This is a genomic window from Iodobacter fluviatilis (assembly GCF_004194535.1).
Classification (GTDB): Bacteria; Pseudomonadota; Gammaproteobacteria; order Burkholderiales; family Chitinibacteraceae; genus Iodobacter; species Iodobacter fluviatilis_A.
On record NZ_CP025781.1, the window covers coordinates 4,353,523 to 4,372,487 of the forward strand.

Sequence of the window (18,965 nt, forward strand, 5' to 3'; positions counted from 1 at the left end):
TCCTTACTTAAAGCGATTTACACAGTACCCGGCAATAGCGGTACAAAATTGACTTTTTCTAGACGGGTTTCAACAAAACCCTCGCAGGTTCGTTCTATCTGACGCAACTCTTGCTCAGCCTCCCCAACAGGGAAAATCAAACGTCCTCCCAAGTTAAGCTGAGGAAGCATATCCTCCGGCAAGATTGGTGCTGCTGCCGTAATAATAATCACATCAAAGGGAGCCGCATCGGGCAATCCCTTACTGCCATCCGCATGGCGTAAGCGTGCATTATGCACGCCCAACACACTTAATCGCTCACGTGCAGCCTTATGCAAGCCCCCGATACGCTCAATGGAGTACACCGTTTTAAATAGCAAAGCCAATACCGTGGTTTGATAACCACAACCCGTACCAATTTCTAATACTTTTTCATGCTGCGCCGCCCCCATGGCCAGCTCCGTCATCCGCGCCACAATATAAGGCTGTGAAATGGTTTGCCCAAAACCAATGGGCAATGACAAATCATCGTAAGCTTTATGTGCCAAAGCCTCGTCGATAAAGCCATGGCGCGGCACTTCTGCCATGGCCGCTAAAACGGCAGAATGGGCTATCCCTTGTGCTTTTAAACGCTCAACTAACCGTGCTCGAGTGCGAGCAGAAGTCATACCAACACCGCCCAAAGCGGCAATATTTAATCGGATAGCCATGTTGAGACAAGATCAAGTTGTGTTTTAGCGGTTAAATCAACCGACAAAGGGGTTACAGATACATAGCCATGAGCTACTGCATAAAAATCAGTACCTTCCCCTGCATGAGATACTTCACCCACCGGCCCTACCCACCAGATGGTTTCCCCACGAGGATTTTTGGATTGAATCACGCCTGACGATTTATGTCGACGCCCCAAGCGAGTCATTTGTACGCCTTTTAGTTCTTCATAAGGAATGTCCGGCACATTGACATTTAATAACACTGGCGCGGCAAAAGGCGATTGAATAAATCTTTGTACTAAGTCTCGGGCTACTTTTGCAGCTGTAGCAAAATGCTGTGGGTTTCTAGAGGCCAATGAAATCGCTATGGCAGGTACGCCAAATAAATGCCCCTCGGTAGCCGCAGCTACGGTACCGGAGTAGATGGTGTCATCCCCCATATTGGCACCATGATTAATGCCAGCCACCACCATATCGGGCAGCGAATCCATTAACCCTGTAGCCGCCAAGTGCACACAATCCGTTGGCGTGCCATTCACATACAAAAAGCCGCTAGGCGCTTTGCGTACGCTTAAAGGGCGATCCAAAGTCAAAGAATTACTCGCGCCACTGCGATCTCGCTCTGGCGCACATACAATGACCTCACCCACTTCGCGTAAAGCATCTGCCAAAGCTAAAATGCCAGGTGCAAAATAACCATCGTCATTCGATAGCAAAAACCGCATTGAATTCTCCTTAAGCGCGCTATTTTTAAGCATTTATTTAAATATAACAATATTACTTACAACTTATTGCTTTTTTATTCCTCGTGCACTTGATAATATGCCACAGCCAGCAATTAATGACATGGCAATAAAACTTGACACGCCCAATTTTTCATCCCAAAGGAATACGGCAAACAAAGTTGCAAATAGCACGGTCAAATAAGCCAAGCTGGCAACGGCCAATGTTTTGCCACGACTATACGCTCGGGTCATCGATAATTGTGCGATTGTTGCAGAAACACCTAACCCTAATACAATCCAAATATTACTTTGATTTAATGGTGCTAAAGGCTGGCTTTGCAACAGCATCAATATAGCGGCCCCAAGGGAGGAAAATAAAGAAAAATAAAACACAGTACGCCATTCAGGCTCACCCGCCTGCCCTAATTTATTCACATTAATATAGGCAATACTAGCAAGAAATCCCGCAAATAAACCAATCAAGCCGGCCATCCACAAGCTACTTTCAAAAGTAGGCTTAAGCAAAATCAGTACGCCCACAAAGCCCAATACAATGGTAACAACTTGTTTACGTTGAGGTTTATGTTTTAAAAACAAAACCATTAGTAAGGTTAAAAACAAGGGAGAGGTGTAACTGAGTGTGACTGCCGTAGAAAGAGGTAAATGAGCAATTGCATAAAAATAAAGTAACAATGAAACAAAGCCAGAAACACTTCGTGATAGGTGCAATTTAAACATCGGCCCGCTCACTTTAAAGGTTTTCCCCTGCGGCAGCACCACCATTGATATGGCAATAAAACCTGCTACACAACGATAAAACACCAGCTCTGCGGCAGAAAACTGTGCGCTCCCTAATTTCACAAAAACGCCCATGATGGCAAAACAAAAACAGGCAACAATCATCCAAAAAGAGCTTGATTGCCTTAGTCGCTGCAACATCTTTTAACCCTTATTAAAAATTAGACAAGCCCCCGCTGGCGGAGGCTTGTCTTGAACACAACGGCAATCATTAAGCAAGACGATAGCTTGAGATTGCTGTTTGTACAGATTCAATTAATTTTTGCAGTTGAGCAGCAGAGACTGCCGACTGCACTGCGGCATCGCTGGTTTGCTCCGACATATGAGCAATTTTCTCCACTTGCTGCGCCATCACCGTACTGGCGCTACCTTGCTCAAGCAGCGCTTCAGAAATATCCACCACATAGCTGACAACCACGTCAGAGGCCGCCCTAATATTGGCAATTGCCTTACCTGCACCCCGCGCATGGTTCACGCCTTCTTCGACTTGCAGCACGACTTGCCGCATCCGCGCCACAGCACGATCCGAACCTTCTTGAATTGAGCTAACAGTATTGGCGATTTCTTGAGTAGATTTACCCGTGCGCTCGGCCAGTTTTCTGACCTCATCAGCCACTACAGCAAAACCACGGCCTAATTCACCTGCCCTAGCCGCTTCAATCGCTGCATTTAAAGCCAGTAGATTGGTTTGATCGGCAATTTCTTTAATCTCGTTCACCACAATACGAATTTGATTGCTCTTTAATTGCAAATCGCTCATTTCAGTTGAAGCTTCGCGCACCGTGCCAGCAATGCTATCAATTTCTGTGACCGTTGCATTAATCACATGCTCACCATCGCTGGCTAATTGCCCAGAATTTTGCGTATGGGTTTTAGTGTCTCGAGCACGCTCAGCCACATGATTAATGCTTACAGTGACCTCTTCAACCGTAGCAGCCATATGGGCAGCGGATTCGCTGGATACGGCAGAAATTTGTGACAGCTGACGCGTATTCAGCGACATTTCTACCGCAGCACCTGACATCTGCTTAAGGGATTGCTCAATATTAATAAAACTCTTCTGTACCGCATCAAGAATATGATTAACCGCTTTCACTAATTGACCAATTTCATCATTGCTTTGCACGGGGATACGGTGAGTAAAGTCAAGATTTTCTTCAATATGAGATAAAGAAGACAAAGTATCGAGTAATGGATTTCGAATTGCGCGGTAAATAAGAAACCCAATAAATGAAACCAAAGCCACGCCAAAGCCAAAAATAAATAAGAATAAAAGTATAGACTTTGAATTGGCCGTTTCAGCATCAACAATCAACTCTTTGGCATGATCTTCGTTAAATTTAACCAAGCCATTTACAGGTTGTATCACTGCGGTAAATTTTGTGAAACCTGTTTCATTGGCCAATTCAAATGCACGGGCAAAATCTCTTTCATCTGAAAGCTTCATTGCTCCCATAAATAACCTATCGTAATCACTATATGCCGCTTGCAATTGCCTATAGAGTACTGCGTCTGCCTCCCCTTCCACAAACTGCCCATAAGCATTGATATTTTTGACGAGCAAATCACGACTAGAACTTACAAACTTAGCAATAGCCTCTTTTTCTTGATCTTTAGATGATAAAATATGCACAAACAAAACAATACGATTTTGATTTAAATCGTTGGCAATTTTATTTGCTAATAAAGCACTCTGCATAGAATGCTCGGAAATATACTTTAGACGGACAGCTTGATCATTTAATTTTGACACCCCCAACATCATCACCGATAGCAAAGAAAGTAGTGCAACTACAATCAATGCAATTAATCGTTGTGAAATATTCATTACTAAACCCCTAAAACAACACAATTGGTCATCAAATTTCGACCTGCGATTGTATGCTAGACGCTGCAGTTGGGTAAATAAGAATATGCTGTTAAACCAATTCTAATCAAAAAATCACAAATTAGCGATTGCCAGCGATGCTCAGGCTACGGTTTTTCACATCGCATAATGAAGACCTACATTTGACGAAACTGCGCAGCAAAACTACGACTTAAAGGCAAGCTATGCGAGCTATTTTTAAGCTCTATTTTTTGCCTGCCCAATAAATCGCGCTCAATTCGCATAACCACATGTAAATTAACGATGTAGGCGCGATGTACTTGAGCAAAGCTTTTAGGATTAAGCTGCGGTAGTAGCTCTTTTAAAGACGTGCGAATTAAATGCCGCTCGTGTGTAGTAACCACCTCGGTGTATTTATCTGCCGATTGAAAAAACAATACTTCATCCACAGCCACCAAGCGCGTCACATCCCCCAAGCCAACGGTAAGCCATGCCAAGCCAGGTGGCTCTTTCTGCAAGCGAGAGATCAAAGCACCAAAATCAACGCTAGGCTTATTTTCACGCTGTAACCGTGCCACACATTGCGCCAATCTTTCATCACCTACAGGCTTCAGCAGATAATCAAGTGCGGCATTTTCAAAAGCGGAAATGGCATATTCATCAAATGCAGTGACAAACACCACCCTTGCATGATGCAAAGTACTGGCAACCTGTAAGCCATTTAGGCCGGGCATACGGATATCCAAAAACACAAAATCAGGCTGCTTACGATTAATTTCTGCCACTGCCTCTAAACCATTTTTCACCACGGCCACAATTTGCAGTTCAGGCCACAGCGCCTGTAGACGCTCTGCAAGGCTGGCTGCCAGCAGCGGCTCATCGTCTGCAATTAAAGCTGTAGGCATAGTTTAATATCCATTAATGGTTCAGTCGACTCAAGGGCAAGACAATTTCAGAGATTACACCAGAGGGCAGATTTGGGTAAAGCGCCAACCGGCCCTGCCCGCCGTAAAGGGTTTCTAAACGCTTACGCACATTAGGTAGGCCCACCCCATCGCCACTGGCTTGATTTGCCGCAGCATTCAAACCCAGCCCAGTATCATAAACACGTAGGCGGAGTAATTGCTCAGCAATATCAACCACAATACGCACCTCACCCCCTTCAACGGCGGGCTCAATGCCGTGCTCCAAAGCATTTTCTACCAAGGGCTGCAAGAGTAGTGGCGGCAGTAAGGCAGCGTGTAAATCAGCGGGCACATCAATTTGATAGCGTAAGCGACTACCTAATCTAATTTGTGAAATAGCCAATAAAGCCATAACCAAATCAAGCTCTTCAGCCAAGGTAACCTGCCGCTTGCGCGTACGGCTTAAGCTTGCGCGTAAATAATGATTTAAATGATCCAGCATGGTTTGCGCCAAGGCGGCATCGCGGGTAATCAAGCTACGTACATTAGCCAGCGTATTAAATAAAAAATGTGGCTCAATTTGTGCCTGTAATAAGGCCAATTGCGCAGCCAACTCTGATTGTTTGGCTTCAGCCAATTGCTGCTGCTCTATGGCTAATTGTGCTCGATACGTTTGTGCTCGATATAAAACAATAAAAAATCCCGTAGCTGCCGTGGTTAATAAAGCGGCGGTGGCTAGCCAACGCCATTGTTGGTTTGGATTCACCAAAAAATAGGCCAATACATCCGGTGCACCCATCCAACTCGCCAATTTAAACCCACAGAACACGCCAAGAGGAATAGAAAAAATCAAACGCAAGAATAGGAATTTATGTGGTAATTCAATTAAATGTGGCGCTTGGCAAAAGACGAGCGCATTAATCACTGAAATACTGAATCCAATTGAATGGGAAATCAGTAAATTATCCAGCAAATAACTCATATCGCTCACTAAGGTGCACAAGCCCGCAATCAGCGTATTTACCAAGAGTAGAATCGGCAAATCACGCCGCCATTTATCTATTATTATTTTAATATTCCGCATTTATATCCTCATAAACCCCAGCGATGCATTTAACTCACCAAAACATGGCCTTTCGCCCCTCCATAGAGGCGTAAAAGGCTTTAGTACTTTTATAAAAAATATCGCCCTTTAAAATTAACGACTCAAAAATAGTACTTGGCTAATAACATACCTGATTGCCGCTGAGGCAAGGCCCCGTACACGCTCAGTGGATCACCACGATTGATTTGCCATTGTGCGGCCAAATCAAGGGCTTTGAAGTGATAACGTGCCTCAAACCACGCCATATCGCTGGAATCGATTAAATCATGCCGCCACAGCGCTGCTAGCTCTAAAGAGGGCAGTAAATCAGGCCAACTGGCGTAGAGCATCGTCGCCCGTTGGGTATTGAGTGCTTGTCGTGATTGCACCTCACCACGGTAACGCCAGTAGTCTGAAATAGGCCCCTGCTGCAAAGCTTGCCATTCTGCTGCGCTTTTAGCACCACCATCGTATTGATATTCCAAGCTTAGCGAAAGTTTATAAGCGAATGTCCAAGTAAAACCACTACTCATGCGGTAAGTCAGTGCTGGCTCTTTACCTACAGTAAGTTCTGAATACAGCACCGTTGCATCATTCAATAATCCAGATAGATTAAAGCCGAACTGTGGCTCGGCATCGGCGTCGCCAAACAGCAGTACTTGCCCAGCTAAAGAAGCGGGCCCCTGTTGACTTAGCGCCAATAAATAACGCGTTTGGGGGTTGCTTGCACCCCAATCTGGGCTAAATGATTGATGACTTGCCTGCTCAGCCAATTTAGGAGCCAAGATTGTCGTTATCGCCCCACCCGACCATAGTTTTTGCCCACGTAACATCACGGCACCTTGGCGGTTTTCACGTAAGCTAGCAGGGGCAACCGATACGACCGATCTTAAAGCGCCATTACGGAAAAAATCACTCGGGTTATAGCCCTGCGCCACACCATAACGGGTATTAATCCGCCCTAAATCCACGGCCAAATCGGGCTGCGGCTGCCAGCTTAGATAAGCTTCTTTCAGAGTGTTGATTTTACTTACAGGCCCCTGCCACCCTTGCCATGCCAAATCTAAGCGATCAGTCAACACCACGCGCCAGTCAGCAACCACACTTTTATCCAAGCGCAAATCGAGTGAAAGACGCTGGGTAGCCTGCTCGCTACTGCCATTTTGCAAGCGTGCCTGACCTAAAGCGCCTTCGACAAACCAAGCCATATCGCTGGATTTTACTTGCTCTTCTTGGGTTAAATCGGCCAGCACTAAAGCATCGATATCATTAGCCAGAGCGGCATGGCCGATTAAACCCAGTAATAGGCAGCATAATTTATGCACGGTTTACTCCGGCTTAAAGCGAGGTAAATAGTCTCTTTGCAGCCAGCTTTCTGGCACATCACGCCAAGCAAAATCGCTATTTCGCATGACGGTAACCCAACTGGGGTCTAGGCCATCGATAATCACCGTTTCACTTGGGCGCTCTACCCCAAGCTGCATTTGGTAGTGCCTAAAGTAAGCGGTTTTTAGTAAGCGTCCACTTTCGGTGTAAAACAACGATTTGACGGGCTGCTTACTGGATATATCCAGCCACATTTCAATGCGATGATAAGTCACATCTTCTGAGCTGGCCTTTAGAGCCAGCTTGTAGCAATGGCGATTTTTACGCTCTCCATCTTGGATATCTTCCTCGCCCGCCAGCTCTGCACGATAGTCTTGCGCCAGATTTACCGTAACCACATCGCCATTCGATGCCTGCCCCAAAAGCCGCTGCTGCGGAGAAATCCGCACACTGGCCTTACTAGAAGCATCATAAAACCACAGATCATTGCCATCTTTAAGCAGCAATTTTCCCGCATCCCTGATGGGGGCCACAAAGCGGATCAAATTACGATAGCGCCCACCATCGGGCCGAGAGTAAATCGCCAAGGTGTTCCTATCGGTTTCTTTACCCTTACGGTATTCAATCAAATGGGTTGTCAGGGCAAACGATTTATTCGGATTACGGATGGTATCGCTAGCGGCCAATAATGCTTGCGCATCCAGCGCAGCAAAGCTGGCCGAGTGTAAAACCAGACCTAAAATGAGAACAAGTATCTTCTTCATATCAAAACTCCACAGTTTTTGGCTGATCTGATGTTAGAAACCCCGTGTTTTCTGCGCTGCAAGATTTAGATTTTGCTGTGCTACATCGGTGGCTTAAGCATGGCGCAAAGCTTCAACAATATTGAGCTTGGCAGCGCGGCGGGCGGGCCACCATGAGGAGAGCAGCGCCACCCCCATTAGCCCAAGACCGGTGCTCAGCATCATTTTGCCTTCTCCCCACACGCGTACCGTTAGCGGGATAGGATCGACATTCCCCGGCGGGGTCCACGTTAGGCCACTGTGGTTGACTACCCACGCGATACTTAAAGCACTGATTAAACCCATCACAGCTCCAATCGCGCCTAGTAATGCGCCCTCGCAAACAAACAAACGCCGAATCCCCGACTGGCGTAAGCCAATAGCGCGCAGCGTGCCAATTTCCAGCGTGCGCTCCACCACCGCCATACTCATGGTATTGCCAACGGTAAACAACACGATCGAACTAATGAGCAAGGAGATAAAACCAAAAATCACACTAAACATGCCAGTAATTTGCTCATATTGCGGGTTAAGCGTGGCAAAGTCGTGTACTTCAAGCGGCTGATTTTTAAGTGACCCTGCCATTAGCTCCGCCAAGCGCGCCTTTGCTGCGGGCATTTGGCTGGTGTGCTTGAGCTGCAACACAATCGCCGTGACTTGCGGGGCAGCTGCGCCATATACCAAGCGTTGTGCTTGGGGTAAATGCAGGGCGACAAACATATCATCGAGCTCTTTCACCCCCGTGCTTTCCGCCTTCACCACATTCAGCGCGGCCACATTAGGTGCGCCATGCGAATTGGCCGCTAGCATTTCGATCCGCCCCGTCGCAGGGGCCGACGCCGCGCTCGACAAAGCCAAGACATCGGCGGGGGCATCGGGGCCAGATAAAGCTTCTACTGGCGTGGCTTGCGGGCAGTTTTTAACTTTCAGCACCCCACACAAGGCCAAGACCCGTGCCACCCCCGTGCCAATCACCGTAGAATCGGCCGATGTGCCAGTTAATGAGGAGATTTTAGGTTTTACAGGAAACTCATAATCATTCCAGCGCCTCAGCACATTTTGGTCTTCTACTACCACGCCACGGCCAAATACGGTACGGGATACACCGGCCGAAAAATTACCCGCGATACCACCCAAGCTTAAGGTTGGCGTGACCATTGTCAGCATCGGTGCCAGTACGGGGTCATTTTTTAAAGCAAGCACCAAGGCAGGATAATCAGCAATCCCATAAGCCGCCGGATTGCCATTACCGTATAAAAAGTAATCTTTGTGCTGAATCTGTAAGTGCCCACTACTTTGCACGAAGCCAGTTTGCAAACCCAAATGAATATTCTGGCTATAACCGCCAAACAACAAAACCGACACCACCCCCACCAACATGGCCAATAAAGTTGCCAAAGAGCGCCGATAATTTCGCAGTAAATTGCGTAGTGCTAAAGTCAGCATATTCATGCCATCACCTCTACTTTAACTGGCGCCTGATTGGGTTCGCAGCGCTCTATGCTCATAATTTGGCCATCTTTAATAAACACCGCATCGTCGGCCTCGGCCAATACTTGCGGATCATGCGAAGAAAACACAAAGCTCACCTGCAGCTCACATTGCATACGGCGCATCAGCGCCAAGATTCCTGCGCCGGTTTGGCTGTCTAAATTAGCCGTTGGCTCATCAGCCAAAACCAGCTTAGGTGCGGTGGCCAAAGCACGGGCAATGGCCACACGCTGCCTTTGCCCGCCGGATAATTGCCCTGGGCGATTTTTTGTCTTATCGGCCAAACCCACTGCATCCAGCAGCTCCATCACACGCTTTTTTCTGATCACACTGGGCACATTGAGCATACGTAAAGGCAGCTCAACATTTTCATAAGCGCTGAGCACCGGCAATAAATTAAAATTTTGGAAAATAAAACCGAGATGCACCGCTCTAAAATCAGCCAAAGCATTGTCAGACAATAAACGGACATCCTGCCCAGCCACCCACACCTCGCCCTTATCCGCCCGATCAATGCAGCCCATCAAATTAAGCAAAGTGCTCTTACCACTACCAGATTGCCCAGCAATCACCGTAAAACGGTTGGGATGAATTTCTAGATTAACGTTTTGTAAGGCCGGTACATCAACCGAGCCTAAACGATAATGCTTGCTAACTTGTTTTAATACGATCGGATACATTGAGGATGCCTCAGCGAAGGAAGTGCATCTAATATATGCTGGCCAGCTATTTTATTTATGACCATGAGATGAGGCGCATCTACACCCGATAAAACACCTCTCAGCACGATCAACTGCAGCAGGGTCTCAAGCATCGAACGCAATATCTAAACCCTAAAACTGTTAGTTGCGGCATTCATTGCTATACAGAAACAGCGGCACTTGGCATGGCAGCGGCTTGGCAGCCTGTGAGACTTACAAATCAAGCGGGAGATAGGAGAAACGTATGAACTTTAAAACTTCGCTTACTTTTCTAGCTGAGCATGGCAACACGCTGAATGAATTCCGCAAAACAGAGCGCAAAGAAGTTCTGAACTTCTTGCAACAACTGCAAAGGTTTAATGAGCCCATTACCATTTTTGTAAATGAGAATGAAGATTTAATTATCTGTGTATTAATAGAAATAAATGAACAAGACAATCTGCTGTATTTTGAAAACACCCTCCCGGACATCCAAATTAACACCGGCAACAGCGCGATATGTGTTGCCGCCCTAGGAGGCGGTGCACTTATTCAATTTGAAATCAATCCATTAAACCACGGGCATATAAATACACGCCCTATCTTGCAAGCCCCTATTCCAGGTTCATTAATTAGATTACAGCGACGCGAACATTTTCGCTCCAAAGCACCCGTGATTAATCCTTACTTTTGCACCATACAACTTGGCAATAAGCAAATACTGCGCATGCCTATTAATGATATTTCAATAGGGGGATTATCGTGCTGGATCCCCTCTGACAAACTTGCACTCATCCAGCTAAGCGAGCCCTACCAAAGCACTCTAGAGCTGGGTCCGCATTGTATTATCCATACGCAGATAAAATGCTGTTGTGTACTCCCTCCAGAGCAAGACCATACGCCCTCCAGTGAGCATCTTTTTAGCGGGCTGTTTCTCAACAAGGATCATCAATTTGATGTTAAATTACAGGCCGCCACTAGACAACTGGAGTTGGCGCAACGTAGCCTTTTGCAATAGCTTTAATTCGTACTAACTGATGTTACGCACGCTAAAACCCAAGTATTGAGCCACAGAAAGCACAAAACCTCTCTAAGACAAACGGATGTTATTTTTAGCTTTTTACCTTGATTTTCTAGCAGCCTGTCGGACTTAAGCAATCGTAGCGAGGGAAAGACCGGTTTGAGACAGATTTCGCGGGTTTTTGAGGCGAATAGCTAGCTATTCAACGAGAAAATGCGTGAAATATGGCCAAATCCGGCTTTTCCGTAGTAGATCAGCCTTAAGTCCGACAGGCTGCTAGCCTTTTTTAAGCCCTTCTTGAAGCACGCTGGAGCAAGAAAAAAGTAGGGATACACACCATAATAACGTGCCTAAAACACTAAATACTGACAACTTCGTAACATCAGAAACGAATCAGCGTTGTTGCACGTTATGATGAAATCCGAGCGATTTACGTGACCAGTGAGGCTTGGTCTAGCGGTGTGGGTAGAGCGTTGGTCTTGCAAGCAAAAATACTTTTGCAAGCTAGCGGCTTTAAAACTTGCAGCCTATGGGTGTTTCCACAAAATGATAGAGCAATTAAATTTTATACCGCAGCTGGGTTTGTGCACGATGGCGTAGCAGCCAAAAGCTTTACACTTGGCAGTCAAACACGACAAGAAATCCGCTTTATTAGCCCCTTAAGCATTTAAACCACCCGCTGTACGTAAAGTAAATTCAGTAAAAATTTGACCAGTTTGCTTAAGATCGGCAAAAATTGCACTTACCCCCCACAAAATAAGAAACAATATGGACTACAGACCAAACAAGCAACGATGGCAATGCTAAACACGCCCGATCAAACGCCCTTTTGCTGATCCGCTTCGCCCTATGGGGTAAAGAAGCCTGTTTGGAGTACCACCATGCTGTCCAATCTCGACTTTAATGCACTAAAAAATCAAGGCTATAACCGCATCCCACTGACGCTAGAGTTATTTGCTGATCTAGATACCCCACTTTCTGTCTATCTCAAACTCGCCAACCAGCCTTACAGCTATCTTTTAGAATCTGTAGTGGGTGGCGAACGCTTTGGCCGCTACTCCTTTATTGGCCTACCTGCTCGCACCCGCCTCAAGGTAGTTGGCACCCTCACCGAAGTCATTTGCAATGATGAAGTGATTGAAACGCACCAAGGTAACCCGCTCGATTTTATTGAAAGCTTTCAGCAACGCTATCGCGCGCCCGCCAATAAAATGTTGCCTCGCTTTTTAGGGGGCTTAGTCGGCTATTTTGGCTATGAAACCATTAGCTATATCGAGAAAAAACTCGCCAACACACAAAAGCCAGATGAGATAGGCGCGCCCGATATCCAACTACTCCTCTCTGAAGAGCTGATTGTGGTGGATAACCTATCCGGCAAGCTGTATTTAGTGGTCTATGCCAATACCGAGCTAGAAAACGCCTACCAAATCGCCGCTGACAAATTGCATACGCTACGCATGGCATTACGTGAGCCTGTTAATATCCCACTACAAGGGCCCGCGCCAAGCATTGGCGAAATGACATCCGGCTTTGGTGAAGAAGCATTTAAAGCCGCCGTACTCAAAGCTAAAGATTACATAATCGAAGGGGATATTATGCAGGTGGTGCTTTCACAGCGCATGAGCCTGCCTTACGCAGAATCGCCACTCTCGCTATACCGTGCCCTGCGCTCCTTAAACCCTTCGCCATACATGTTTTTCTACCATTTTGGTGATTTTCATATTGTCGGTGCATCGCCAGAAATCTTGGTGCGCCTTGAAGACGACACCCTCACCGTGCGCCCGATTGCAGGCACCCGCCCACGCGGCAAAACACGGCTGGAAGACGAGGCCTTAGCCACTGAGCTATTGGCAGACCCTAAGGAAATTGCCGAGCATATTATGCTGATGGATTTGGGGCGCAATGATGCAGGCCGCGTAGCACAAACCGGTAGCGTAAAAGTCACCGACAAAATGCTAATCGAGCGCTATTCACACGTCATGCATATTGTGTCTAGCGTAGAAGGCAAGCTCAAGCCCGGCATGAGCAATATCGACGTACTAAAAGCCACCTTCCCCGCTGGCACGGTTTCCGGCGCACCCAAAGTGCGCGCCATGGAAATCATTGCCGAATTAGAGCCGGTCAAACGCGGCATTTACTCGGGTGCAGTTGGCTATCTAGGCTTCAACGGTGATATGGATGTGGCGATTGCCCTGCGCACCGCAGTCGTTAAAAACAAAACCCTGTATATGCAAGCAGGTGCCGGCATCGTGGCGGACTCCGTACCCAGCAGCGAATGGCAAGAAACCTTAAACAAAGCCCGCGCCGTATTACGCGCTGCTGAATTAGTACAAGCTGGCTTAGACGCTTAATAACGCTCCTATGTCAGGGCGCGCTTGATACGCCCTGACATATAACTAACACCGTACGCCCCCTACTACCCCACTATTCCCACATCCCTGATATTTTAAATCAGCTCGAGCCAACTATACTTCCACGTAAACTCAAACACCTCTCTCAATAGCCTCCCCCCTACAAGGACATATGCCATGAAAATCATCTATTTATTACTACTCACTACTCTTAGTGCCCACGCGGATATCACCGTTCCTATGAATTTAGTTAACGATAAAGGGATCGTTCAGTCTATTGGCAATATCGTCATTTCAGAATCTGCCTACGGCCTTGTTTTTACCCCTCGTATTGAAGGCTTACCCGCAGGTGCGCATGGTTTTCATATGCATGAAAATGCCAGCTGTGCAGCAAAAGAGCAAAATGGAAAAATGGTTCCCGCCCTTGCCGCCGGTGGCCATTACGACCCACACGGCAGCAAGCGCCACGGCTCACCTTGGGGCGATGGGCATTTAGGTGATTTACCCGCGTTAATCATTGGAGCAGACGGAAAAACCAATCAGCCTGTACTTGCACCACGGCTTAAAATGGCCGACCTAAAAGAGCACACTCTCATGATACATATGGGTGGCGACAATCATGCAGACCACCCCGCAGCATTAGGAGGCGGAGGCGCGCGGGTAGCTTGTGGGATTATCCCTAACTAAATATCACTTATACTTTAAGCCTATTTTTCGCAGCACAACACCGCCAATTTAGCACAGTGCAATAGTGGTCGCGGTAAGCCAAACCCAAAAATCATTTTCAGATAAGCAACCCGCCACACCCGAAAACTAGTGACGCGCGTCAGTAAAGACAGGATAAATCATTATCATTTACACAACAAATCCTTGCTAAGGCGCCACTTTGTGATGAATTTTACATTTCCAGATAGAAAAATCTACTTACATAGTTTATGAATAAGTGCGCTCATTGCTCATAAAAACTTGCAAATGTACCCCAGTAGTAAGTAAGCAAAAATGAGCATCGATGATGCCTAAGTCACTACTTTTTATTTTCTCACAAGGAGTTTCTTCTATGAAAAAGCTTGTTATTGCTCTTGCTGCGGCCTGCGTTGCTTTAACTTCTGTTGCTTCGTTTGCTGAAGGTTTGATGAACAAAGATGGTATGACCCTGCAGAAAAAAGAAAACAAGCATCATAAAGAAAGAAAAGAAGCTAAAAAAAATCACGCCGATATGAAAAAAGAAGCACCGAAAGAAGAAATGGCTAAATAAACTAAGCTGCTTTTCAAAAAAGGCAAACATCTTCATGTTTGCCTTTTTTATCGCCTTTAACAGCATCGTCTCCGGCTAGCTTAACCTCAATTAATGCCTGCAATCTGGACACACATAACGAACACTCATGAATGAGGCCCTGACAGGGATGAAATGAGCCGATTGTTTTTCCCTGAGCCCCCCTTGCGTACGCCCCTTTTATCGCTGACATTGAACTTAGCCTCGCCTCATAAAACGCGCATCTCGGCGTAATAAGTAGCTAGGCAAAAGTTATCGTACAAAATTCGGCGGCAACTTATTGATTTGTAACGAAACATGCCGCGTGAAACTTATACCTAACTACTTACTATATTTAATTAATTCACAAGATATAACCATGCTGCTTATGCTCGATAATTAGCATAGTACCGTTCACAAAATCGCCTAAAATCCTTGTTTTTACTAGGTTCTTAACTAGCAGCATCCAGCCCCGTAGTAGTGCAGCCAAGTAAAAGTAGGATAAAAACCAGCATGTGGAATTGGGCGGCATCACTCCGAAACAAAAACTGGCATTACATGCCTAGCAGCCTGTCGGACTTAGCATCAGTCAGCTGCAAAATCACCTGATCGGCCTATATTTCACCAGCTTTTTGACCAATAACTCGTTATTGGCGCTGCAAATCCGGCAAAATCTGGTATCGACCATGCGATTTTTCGCTTCGACCGTCTAAGTCCGACAGGCTGCTAGCCTCTACTTTTAAGTGAGCTTAAAAATGGTGAGATTACCCCATGGGTAAGTTTTGATACCCAAAAAAGGAGCATCTCAACCATCCTGACACAGAGGAGAGAATTACTATTTACGAATGGAGGATTGTTTTTTGAAATTCAATCATATGCTGCAGCCAGCGCAATAAACTTTCATATCATATATTTTACATAAGAATGCCATCTATTAATGCTTCATGCCCTGCTATAACACCTACTTTTCGTAACCCAATATCTGCACAGTCAAAACCGTCCCCATTTGCGGCAGCTCTTTCTTCTGTATCTAATAGCGCACTAGTAGACCTTGCCACCCCACCCCGTTTTGTTAAACCACATGAAACACAGGATAATAAGTTTAAATTGAATATTTCCGAATTTTTTCGTAACGAACAACGAACAACACCACTAAAAAGCAGTTTAGATAATAATGTAAATTATTTATGGCTACTCTCTTATAACGCAATCAACAAACGACCTGAGCGAGTCATCGGCTATGAGTATGCTGACTGCAACGGCAATAGATATGGGCACCCTACATTGGCCATAAAAGGCTTACAAGGTGATGGAACCATTAGTTACCAACAAGGATTTATCGCAGGTGAGTTGTTTTATAAAAACAATGAATGGCATATTGACAATAATTCAGGAAGGTTTGGCTCAGGCAACGTTACTGCAATGCAAAATCATATGGTGGGCAAAGCTGATCTAATGGATATAGCACGCGCTACTTTTTTAGAGCAGACTGATTTGGCAGTAAGTACTACTAAGATCTATTCGCGTCACAACTTTAAACGTACGCTACAAGGTGCATTCCCTGTTTTGGCTCGGCAAAATAATAATTCATTGAGTTGACGTGGAAAAACTTTGACAAAACATCCGAATTAAAAAATCAGAAAGAAAAGCACCATAGGGTCAAGCCTTACATTTGACATAGAGCAATCAATCTAACCTACTTTGCAAACTACTATAAATTTTATCTATTGCAGAATGTAAGACCTGACGCCATTGCTTTTTCAGGCTAAATTTCTTGACATAAAGCCATGCAGTTTTCCACGCCAAAAACACAATAAAACTGTCGTACACCTACTTGCCAACTATATTTCCACCGAAAATGTTAACTTTTAAAACGCAGGAATTGTTAACACTCACCAGCCACTAATTTGTCTGCAAAATCACTCAATAATTCCAGCTGATCATACACGCTATCATCACTTGCACTGTCCAATGGCTGACGGCTCCACAATACCCAGTCATGACTATGCGCATCTTGGCTAAGAATAGGTTTTAAACAATTGTTGTCAAACAGATTTAATTGCATTAGCGACAATGAATCGGTAATTTTTGCGCTATCGATACAACAAAACATCAAAAGCATCTGTGAAGGTTGCGCTGTAATATGAATTGCATGCTCTCCAATTGATAAATTAACCATATCATTCTGTTGAGCAGGAAGTGACAAATCAAGACGAATACAAAGACTATTAATAGCCTCATTAAAATTAACAGACATTACATATTTCCCAAAGTTAATCAATTAAAAACAAGCACGTACAATATAAGCACTACTTTAATACTGAGCAGGACAGGCCGCTGCAACACGCTGAATATCCCTATTTTGGATATAGCGAGTAAATGCATAAACACCACAGGTCACGGCATAAGCCCCCACACAAAAGCAAAATATTAGATGCGTATAAAAGGAAAAAAAGAAGCGCTCCATACTGAGCGAGCGCCTCTTCTAAGAAAACTTAGTTGGCGGTACTAAGCTTTGTTTCTGGCGCACGAATCGGAGTCAGAGGAGAAACCCCTTTCATCAACATATCAAAAATTTGAACCCCACTCGCCTGGCGCTCCATATAGCCATCCATGCTAAGCACATGCTCTGGATGCATAAAGTTTGGCACAACGCAAGTATCCAAAGCGCCCCGATTGAACGGGGAAACATTATCCTCCGGCGCTAGTTTCGCGAAAACAGCGAATATCTGCACCATGACAGTCGCTTTCTTCTTATCAGCCGTATCAGGAAGACTATCAACATACGACGCAACAGCCTCTTTAGCAATTTTCCGCTTATCCCCCTCAGGAGCAGAGAGCCATTTATCTTTCAAATCACTCAAAGTTTCAAACGAAGCAGCAGTCATCTTGAACTGCCCAAGCTCCTGTTTTAAATGGCTAGCAATAACATCTCGCGGCACCGTACCAAGGGAGGGGCTATCGCCTTTACTCAACGCCGTCTCAAACACCATGGCCTCACTCGAGCCCGGAACCTTTCTAAACAACCCCGATAGATCACCCTTTACAAGCGAATCCTGCATCGCTTTCAAATAATCAGTTGAAGCAGGATGGAATGACACTTGCTTTATAGCACCACTTGGAGCGCCTAAACCAAAAAGACGGGAGCATAGGGCAAATACGCTCGCTTTAATGTCACTTGCAAAACTAACCACTTTATTTTGCAAAGAAGAAAGAGCCTTCGTCGTTGAGCCCATGCAACGCTCAAGCAACCCCTGTGCACTCGAAGTAGGCTTGCCAATTTTAGCTGCCGATGAAGGGGTAGAAGATGATGGTACAATAGCAGGCACAGCTGCACTTGAAGAATTAATACTCAGTCCCATAATGGCACCCTATTATTTAATAAGAAATAAACAACTTAACGCACGAACAGTTAACAAAAAAAACACTGAACAATAGAAATAAAATACTCTCCATGAAACTCACGAAGAGGCACAAGTATACTTATATCAACCCCAGCAAGCCATAAGGCAATTACGGTGATAATGCAACTTCTTTTCTGTAAATTTCAATTCAGCTTAGTTTCCCGCCAAAGCTAAATACTTTTCATTTAATGAAAGCTTTTATGTTGAGATAGATCTTGCCTGTCATCCACCCCTCATCCAGCTCACTCAACAATGCACTCACCAACCGTAAATGTCGGGTTTCGGGTAATCATACCCCCATGCGTAGTTGACCCTTGTTCATGCCGAGGGACATCATGCATGATCTGATTACCCCCCCTCAGACAACATGAGAAAAATCCATTCTCAGGCACGCACCACTCCCCGAGTACGGACTAAAATCCAAGCCTCATCGCTTTTTGTAGATGCGCTGGCCAAACAGCACAACCTTATCAAGTCCACCGCGCGCAAATGGAAATCAGGCACCGATACACAAGATCGATCGCACCCTGACGCCTGCGCAGGAAGTCGAGCTGCCTCGATTGCTGTTGCTGCCCTTGGATGAACGATGCAAAGCGATGACTCACTTCGACCCCACGCAAAAAAAG

The 18,965-nt window shown here is 45.6% G+C and carries 18 protein-coding genes; 6 read left to right on the plus strand and 12 right to left on the minus strand.

Features of this window, described 5'->3' with window-relative positions:
• Positions 1 to 17 precede the first annotated feature (17 nt).
• The 10 genes from C1H71_RS19310 to C1H71_RS19355 all read right to left on the minus strand — a co-directional run bounded on the left by C1H71_RS19310 (position 18) and on the right by C1H71_RS19355 (position 10,311).
• Positions 18 to 689 carry a protein-L-isoaspartate(D-aspartate) O-methyltransferase gene (locus C1H71_RS19310; RefSeq protein WP_130108019.1) on the minus strand — a complete coding sequence of 224 codons (672 nt, stop codon included), beginning with the start codon at positions 687 to 689 and terminating at the stop codon, positions 18 to 20.
• A complete protein-coding gene (surE, locus tag C1H71_RS19315; RefSeq protein ID WP_130108020.1) occupies positions 674 to 1,417 on the minus strand; it encodes a 5'/3'-nucleotidase SurE in 744 nt (247 codons plus the stop codon). Before surE ends, C1H71_RS19310 begins: the two co-directional genes overlap by 16 nt.
• Positions 1,418 to 1,480: 63 nt before the next feature.
• Positions 1,481 to 2,356, minus strand: a complete 876-nt coding sequence (locus C1H71_RS19320; protein ID WP_262488339.1) for a DMT family transporter — start codon at positions 2,354 to 2,356, stop codon at positions 1,481 to 1,483.
• 70 nt (positions 2,357 to 2,426) lie between these two features.
• Positions 2,427 to 4,043 (minus strand): methyl-accepting chemotaxis protein, encoded by a 1,617-nt coding sequence (locus tag C1H71_RS19325; RefSeq protein WP_130108021.1) that lies wholly within the window; start codon positions 4,041 to 4,043, stop codon positions 2,427 to 2,429.
• Between the two features lie 176 nt (positions 4,044 to 4,219).
• Complete coding sequence (locus tag C1H71_RS19330; protein WP_130108022.1) at positions 4,220 to 4,948, minus strand: LytR/AlgR family response regulator transcription factor; 729 nt, start codon at positions 4,946 to 4,948, stop codon at positions 4,220 to 4,222.
• A gap of 13 nt (positions 4,949 to 4,961) precedes the next feature.
• Positions 4,962 to 6,032 carry a sensor histidine kinase gene (locus C1H71_RS19335; protein WP_130108023.1) on the minus strand — a complete coding sequence of 357 codons (1,071 nt, stop codon included), beginning with the start codon at positions 6,030 to 6,032 and terminating at the stop codon, positions 4,962 to 4,964.
• A 122-nt stretch (positions 6,033 to 6,154) separates the two neighbouring features.
• On the minus strand, positions 6,155 to 7,357 hold the full coding sequence (locus C1H71_RS19340; RefSeq protein ID WP_130108024.1) for a hypothetical protein: 1,203 nt from the start codon (positions 7,355 to 7,357) through the stop codon (positions 6,155 to 6,157).
• Positions 7,358 to 7,360: 3 nt separating this feature from the next.
• Positions 7,361 to 8,122: an outer membrane lipoprotein-sorting protein gene (locus C1H71_RS19345; protein WP_130108025.1), complete on the minus strand. Its 762-nt coding sequence runs from the start codon at positions 8,120 to 8,122 to the stop codon at positions 7,361 to 7,363.
• Between the two features lie 93 nt (positions 8,123 to 8,215).
• On the minus strand, positions 8,216 to 9,592 hold the full coding sequence (locus tag C1H71_RS19350) for an ABC transporter permease (protein ID WP_130108026.1): 1,377 nt from the start codon (positions 9,590 to 9,592) through the stop codon (positions 8,216 to 8,218).
• Positions 9,589 to 10,311: an ABC transporter ATP-binding protein gene (locus tag C1H71_RS19355; RefSeq protein ID WP_130108027.1), complete on the minus strand. Its 723-nt coding sequence runs from the start codon at positions 10,309 to 10,311 to the stop codon at positions 9,589 to 9,591. Before C1H71_RS19355 ends, C1H71_RS19350 begins: the two co-directional genes overlap by 4 nt.
• 265 nt (positions 10,312 to 10,576) lie before the next feature.
• Here C1H71_RS19355 and C1H71_RS19360 point away from each other — a divergent pair, with 265 nt between their 5' ends.
• From C1H71_RS19360 to C1H71_RS19385, 6 genes are all read left to right on the plus strand, one after another.
• Positions 10,577 to 11,329, plus strand: coding sequence for a flagellar brake protein (locus C1H71_RS19360; protein ID WP_130108028.1), 753 nt, complete (start codon positions 10,577 to 10,579; stop codon positions 11,327 to 11,329).
• 422 nt (positions 11,330 to 11,751) lie between these two features.
• The gene (locus C1H71_RS19365) at positions 11,752 to 12,003 is read left to right on the plus strand and encodes a GNAT family N-acetyltransferase (RefSeq protein ID WP_374704464.1); all 252 of its coding nucleotides are present in this window, start codon (positions 11,752 to 11,754) and stop codon (positions 12,001 to 12,003) included.
• 210 nt (positions 12,004 to 12,213) lie between these two features.
• Positions 12,214 to 13,683 carry an anthranilate synthase component I gene (gene trpE / locus C1H71_RS19370; protein WP_130108030.1) on the plus strand — a complete coding sequence of 490 codons (1,470 nt, stop codon included), beginning with the start codon at positions 12,214 to 12,216 and terminating at the stop codon, positions 13,681 to 13,683.
• 177 nt (positions 13,684 to 13,860) lie between these two features.
• Positions 13,861 to 14,370, plus strand: a complete 510-nt coding sequence (gene sodC / locus C1H71_RS19375; RefSeq protein ID WP_130108031.1) for a superoxide dismutase family protein — start codon at positions 13,861 to 13,863, stop codon at positions 14,368 to 14,370.
• 370 nt (positions 14,371 to 14,740) lie between these two features.
• Positions 14,741 to 14,938 carry a hypothetical protein gene (locus tag C1H71_RS19380; protein WP_130108032.1) on the plus strand — a complete coding sequence of 66 codons (198 nt, stop codon included), beginning with the start codon at positions 14,741 to 14,743 and terminating at the stop codon, positions 14,936 to 14,938.
• A gap of 921 nt (positions 14,939 to 15,859) precedes the next feature.
• Entirely contained in the window at positions 15,860 to 16,534 is a 675-nt protein-coding gene (locus tag C1H71_RS19385) for a hypothetical protein (protein ID WP_130108033.1), read from the plus strand.
• 286 nt (positions 16,535 to 16,820) lie between these two features.
• Here C1H71_RS19385 and C1H71_RS19390 read toward each other — a convergent pair whose 3' ends face one another.
• Both C1H71_RS19390 and C1H71_RS19395 read right to left on the minus strand, forming a co-directional pair.
• On the minus strand, positions 16,821 to 17,192 hold the full coding sequence (locus C1H71_RS19390; RefSeq protein WP_130108034.1) for a CesT family type III secretion system chaperone: 372 nt from the start codon (positions 17,190 to 17,192) through the stop codon (positions 16,821 to 16,823).
• A gap of 238 nt (positions 17,193 to 17,430) precedes the next feature.
• Entirely contained in the window at positions 17,431 to 18,297 is an 867-nt protein-coding gene (locus C1H71_RS19395; protein ID WP_130108035.1) for a hypothetical protein, read from the minus strand.
• Positions 18,298 to 18,965: the final 668 nt, after the last annotated feature.

What these genes read in the sequence shown, in the direction of transcription:
- C1H71_RS19350 (WP_130108026.1), bottom strand. Translation starts at nt 9,592, where the DNA reads ATGAATATGCTGACTTTAGCACTACGCAATTTACTGCGAAATTATCGG.
- C1H71_RS19390 (WP_130108034.1), bottom strand. Translation starts at nt 17,192, where the DNA reads ATGTCTGTTAATTTTAATGAGGCTATTAATAGTCTTTGTATTCGTCTT.
- C1H71_RS19320 (WP_262488339.1), bottom strand. Translation starts at nt 2,356, where the DNA reads ATGTTGCAGCGACTAAGGCAATCAAGCTCTTTTTGGATGATTGTTGCC.
- C1H71_RS19345 (WP_130108025.1), bottom strand. Translation starts at nt 8,122, where the DNA reads ATGAAGAAGATACTTGTTCTCATTTTAGGTCTGGTTTTACACTCGGCC.
- C1H71_RS19355 (WP_130108027.1), bottom strand. Translation starts at nt 10,311, where the DNA reads ATGTATCCGATCGTATTAAAACAAGTTAGCAAGCATTATCGTTTAGGC.
- surE (WP_130108020.1), bottom strand. Translation starts at nt 1,417, where the DNA reads ATGCGGTTTTTGCTATCGAATGACGATGGTTATTTTGCACCTGGCATT.
- C1H71_RS19360 (WP_130108028.1), top strand. Translation starts at nt 10,577, where the DNA reads ATGAACTTTAAAACTTCGCTTACTTTTCTAGCTGAGCATGGCAACACG.
- C1H71_RS19325 (WP_130108021.1), bottom strand. Translation starts at nt 4,043, where the DNA reads ATGAATATTTCACAACGATTAATTGCATTGATTGTAGTTGCACTACTT.
- C1H71_RS19385 (WP_130108033.1), top strand. Translation starts at nt 15,860, where the DNA reads ATGCCATCTATTAATGCTTCATGCCCTGCTATAACACCTACTTTTCGT.
- sodC (WP_130108031.1), top strand. Translation starts at nt 13,861, where the DNA reads ATGAAAATCATCTATTTATTACTACTCACTACTCTTAGTGCCCACGCG.
- C1H71_RS19380 (WP_130108032.1), top strand. Translation starts at nt 14,741, where the DNA reads ATGAAAAAGCTTGTTATTGCTCTTGCTGCGGCCTGCGTTGCTTTAACT.
- C1H71_RS19310 (WP_130108019.1), bottom strand. Translation starts at nt 689, where the DNA reads ATGGCTATCCGATTAAATATTGCCGCTTTGGGCGGTGTTGGTATGACT.
- C1H71_RS19395 (WP_130108035.1), bottom strand. Translation starts at nt 18,297, where the DNA reads ATGGGACTGAGTATTAATTCTTCAAGTGCAGCTGTGCCTGCTATTGTA.
- C1H71_RS19335 (WP_130108023.1), bottom strand. Translation starts at nt 6,032, where the DNA reads ATGCGGAATATTAAAATAATAATAGATAAATGGCGGCGTGATTTGCCG.
- C1H71_RS19330 (WP_130108022.1), bottom strand. Translation starts at nt 4,948, where the DNA reads ATGCCTACAGCTTTAATTGCAGACGATGAGCCGCTGCTGGCAGCCAGC.
- trpE (WP_130108030.1), top strand. Translation starts at nt 12,214, where the DNA reads ATGCTGTCCAATCTCGACTTTAATGCACTAAAAAATCAAGGCTATAAC.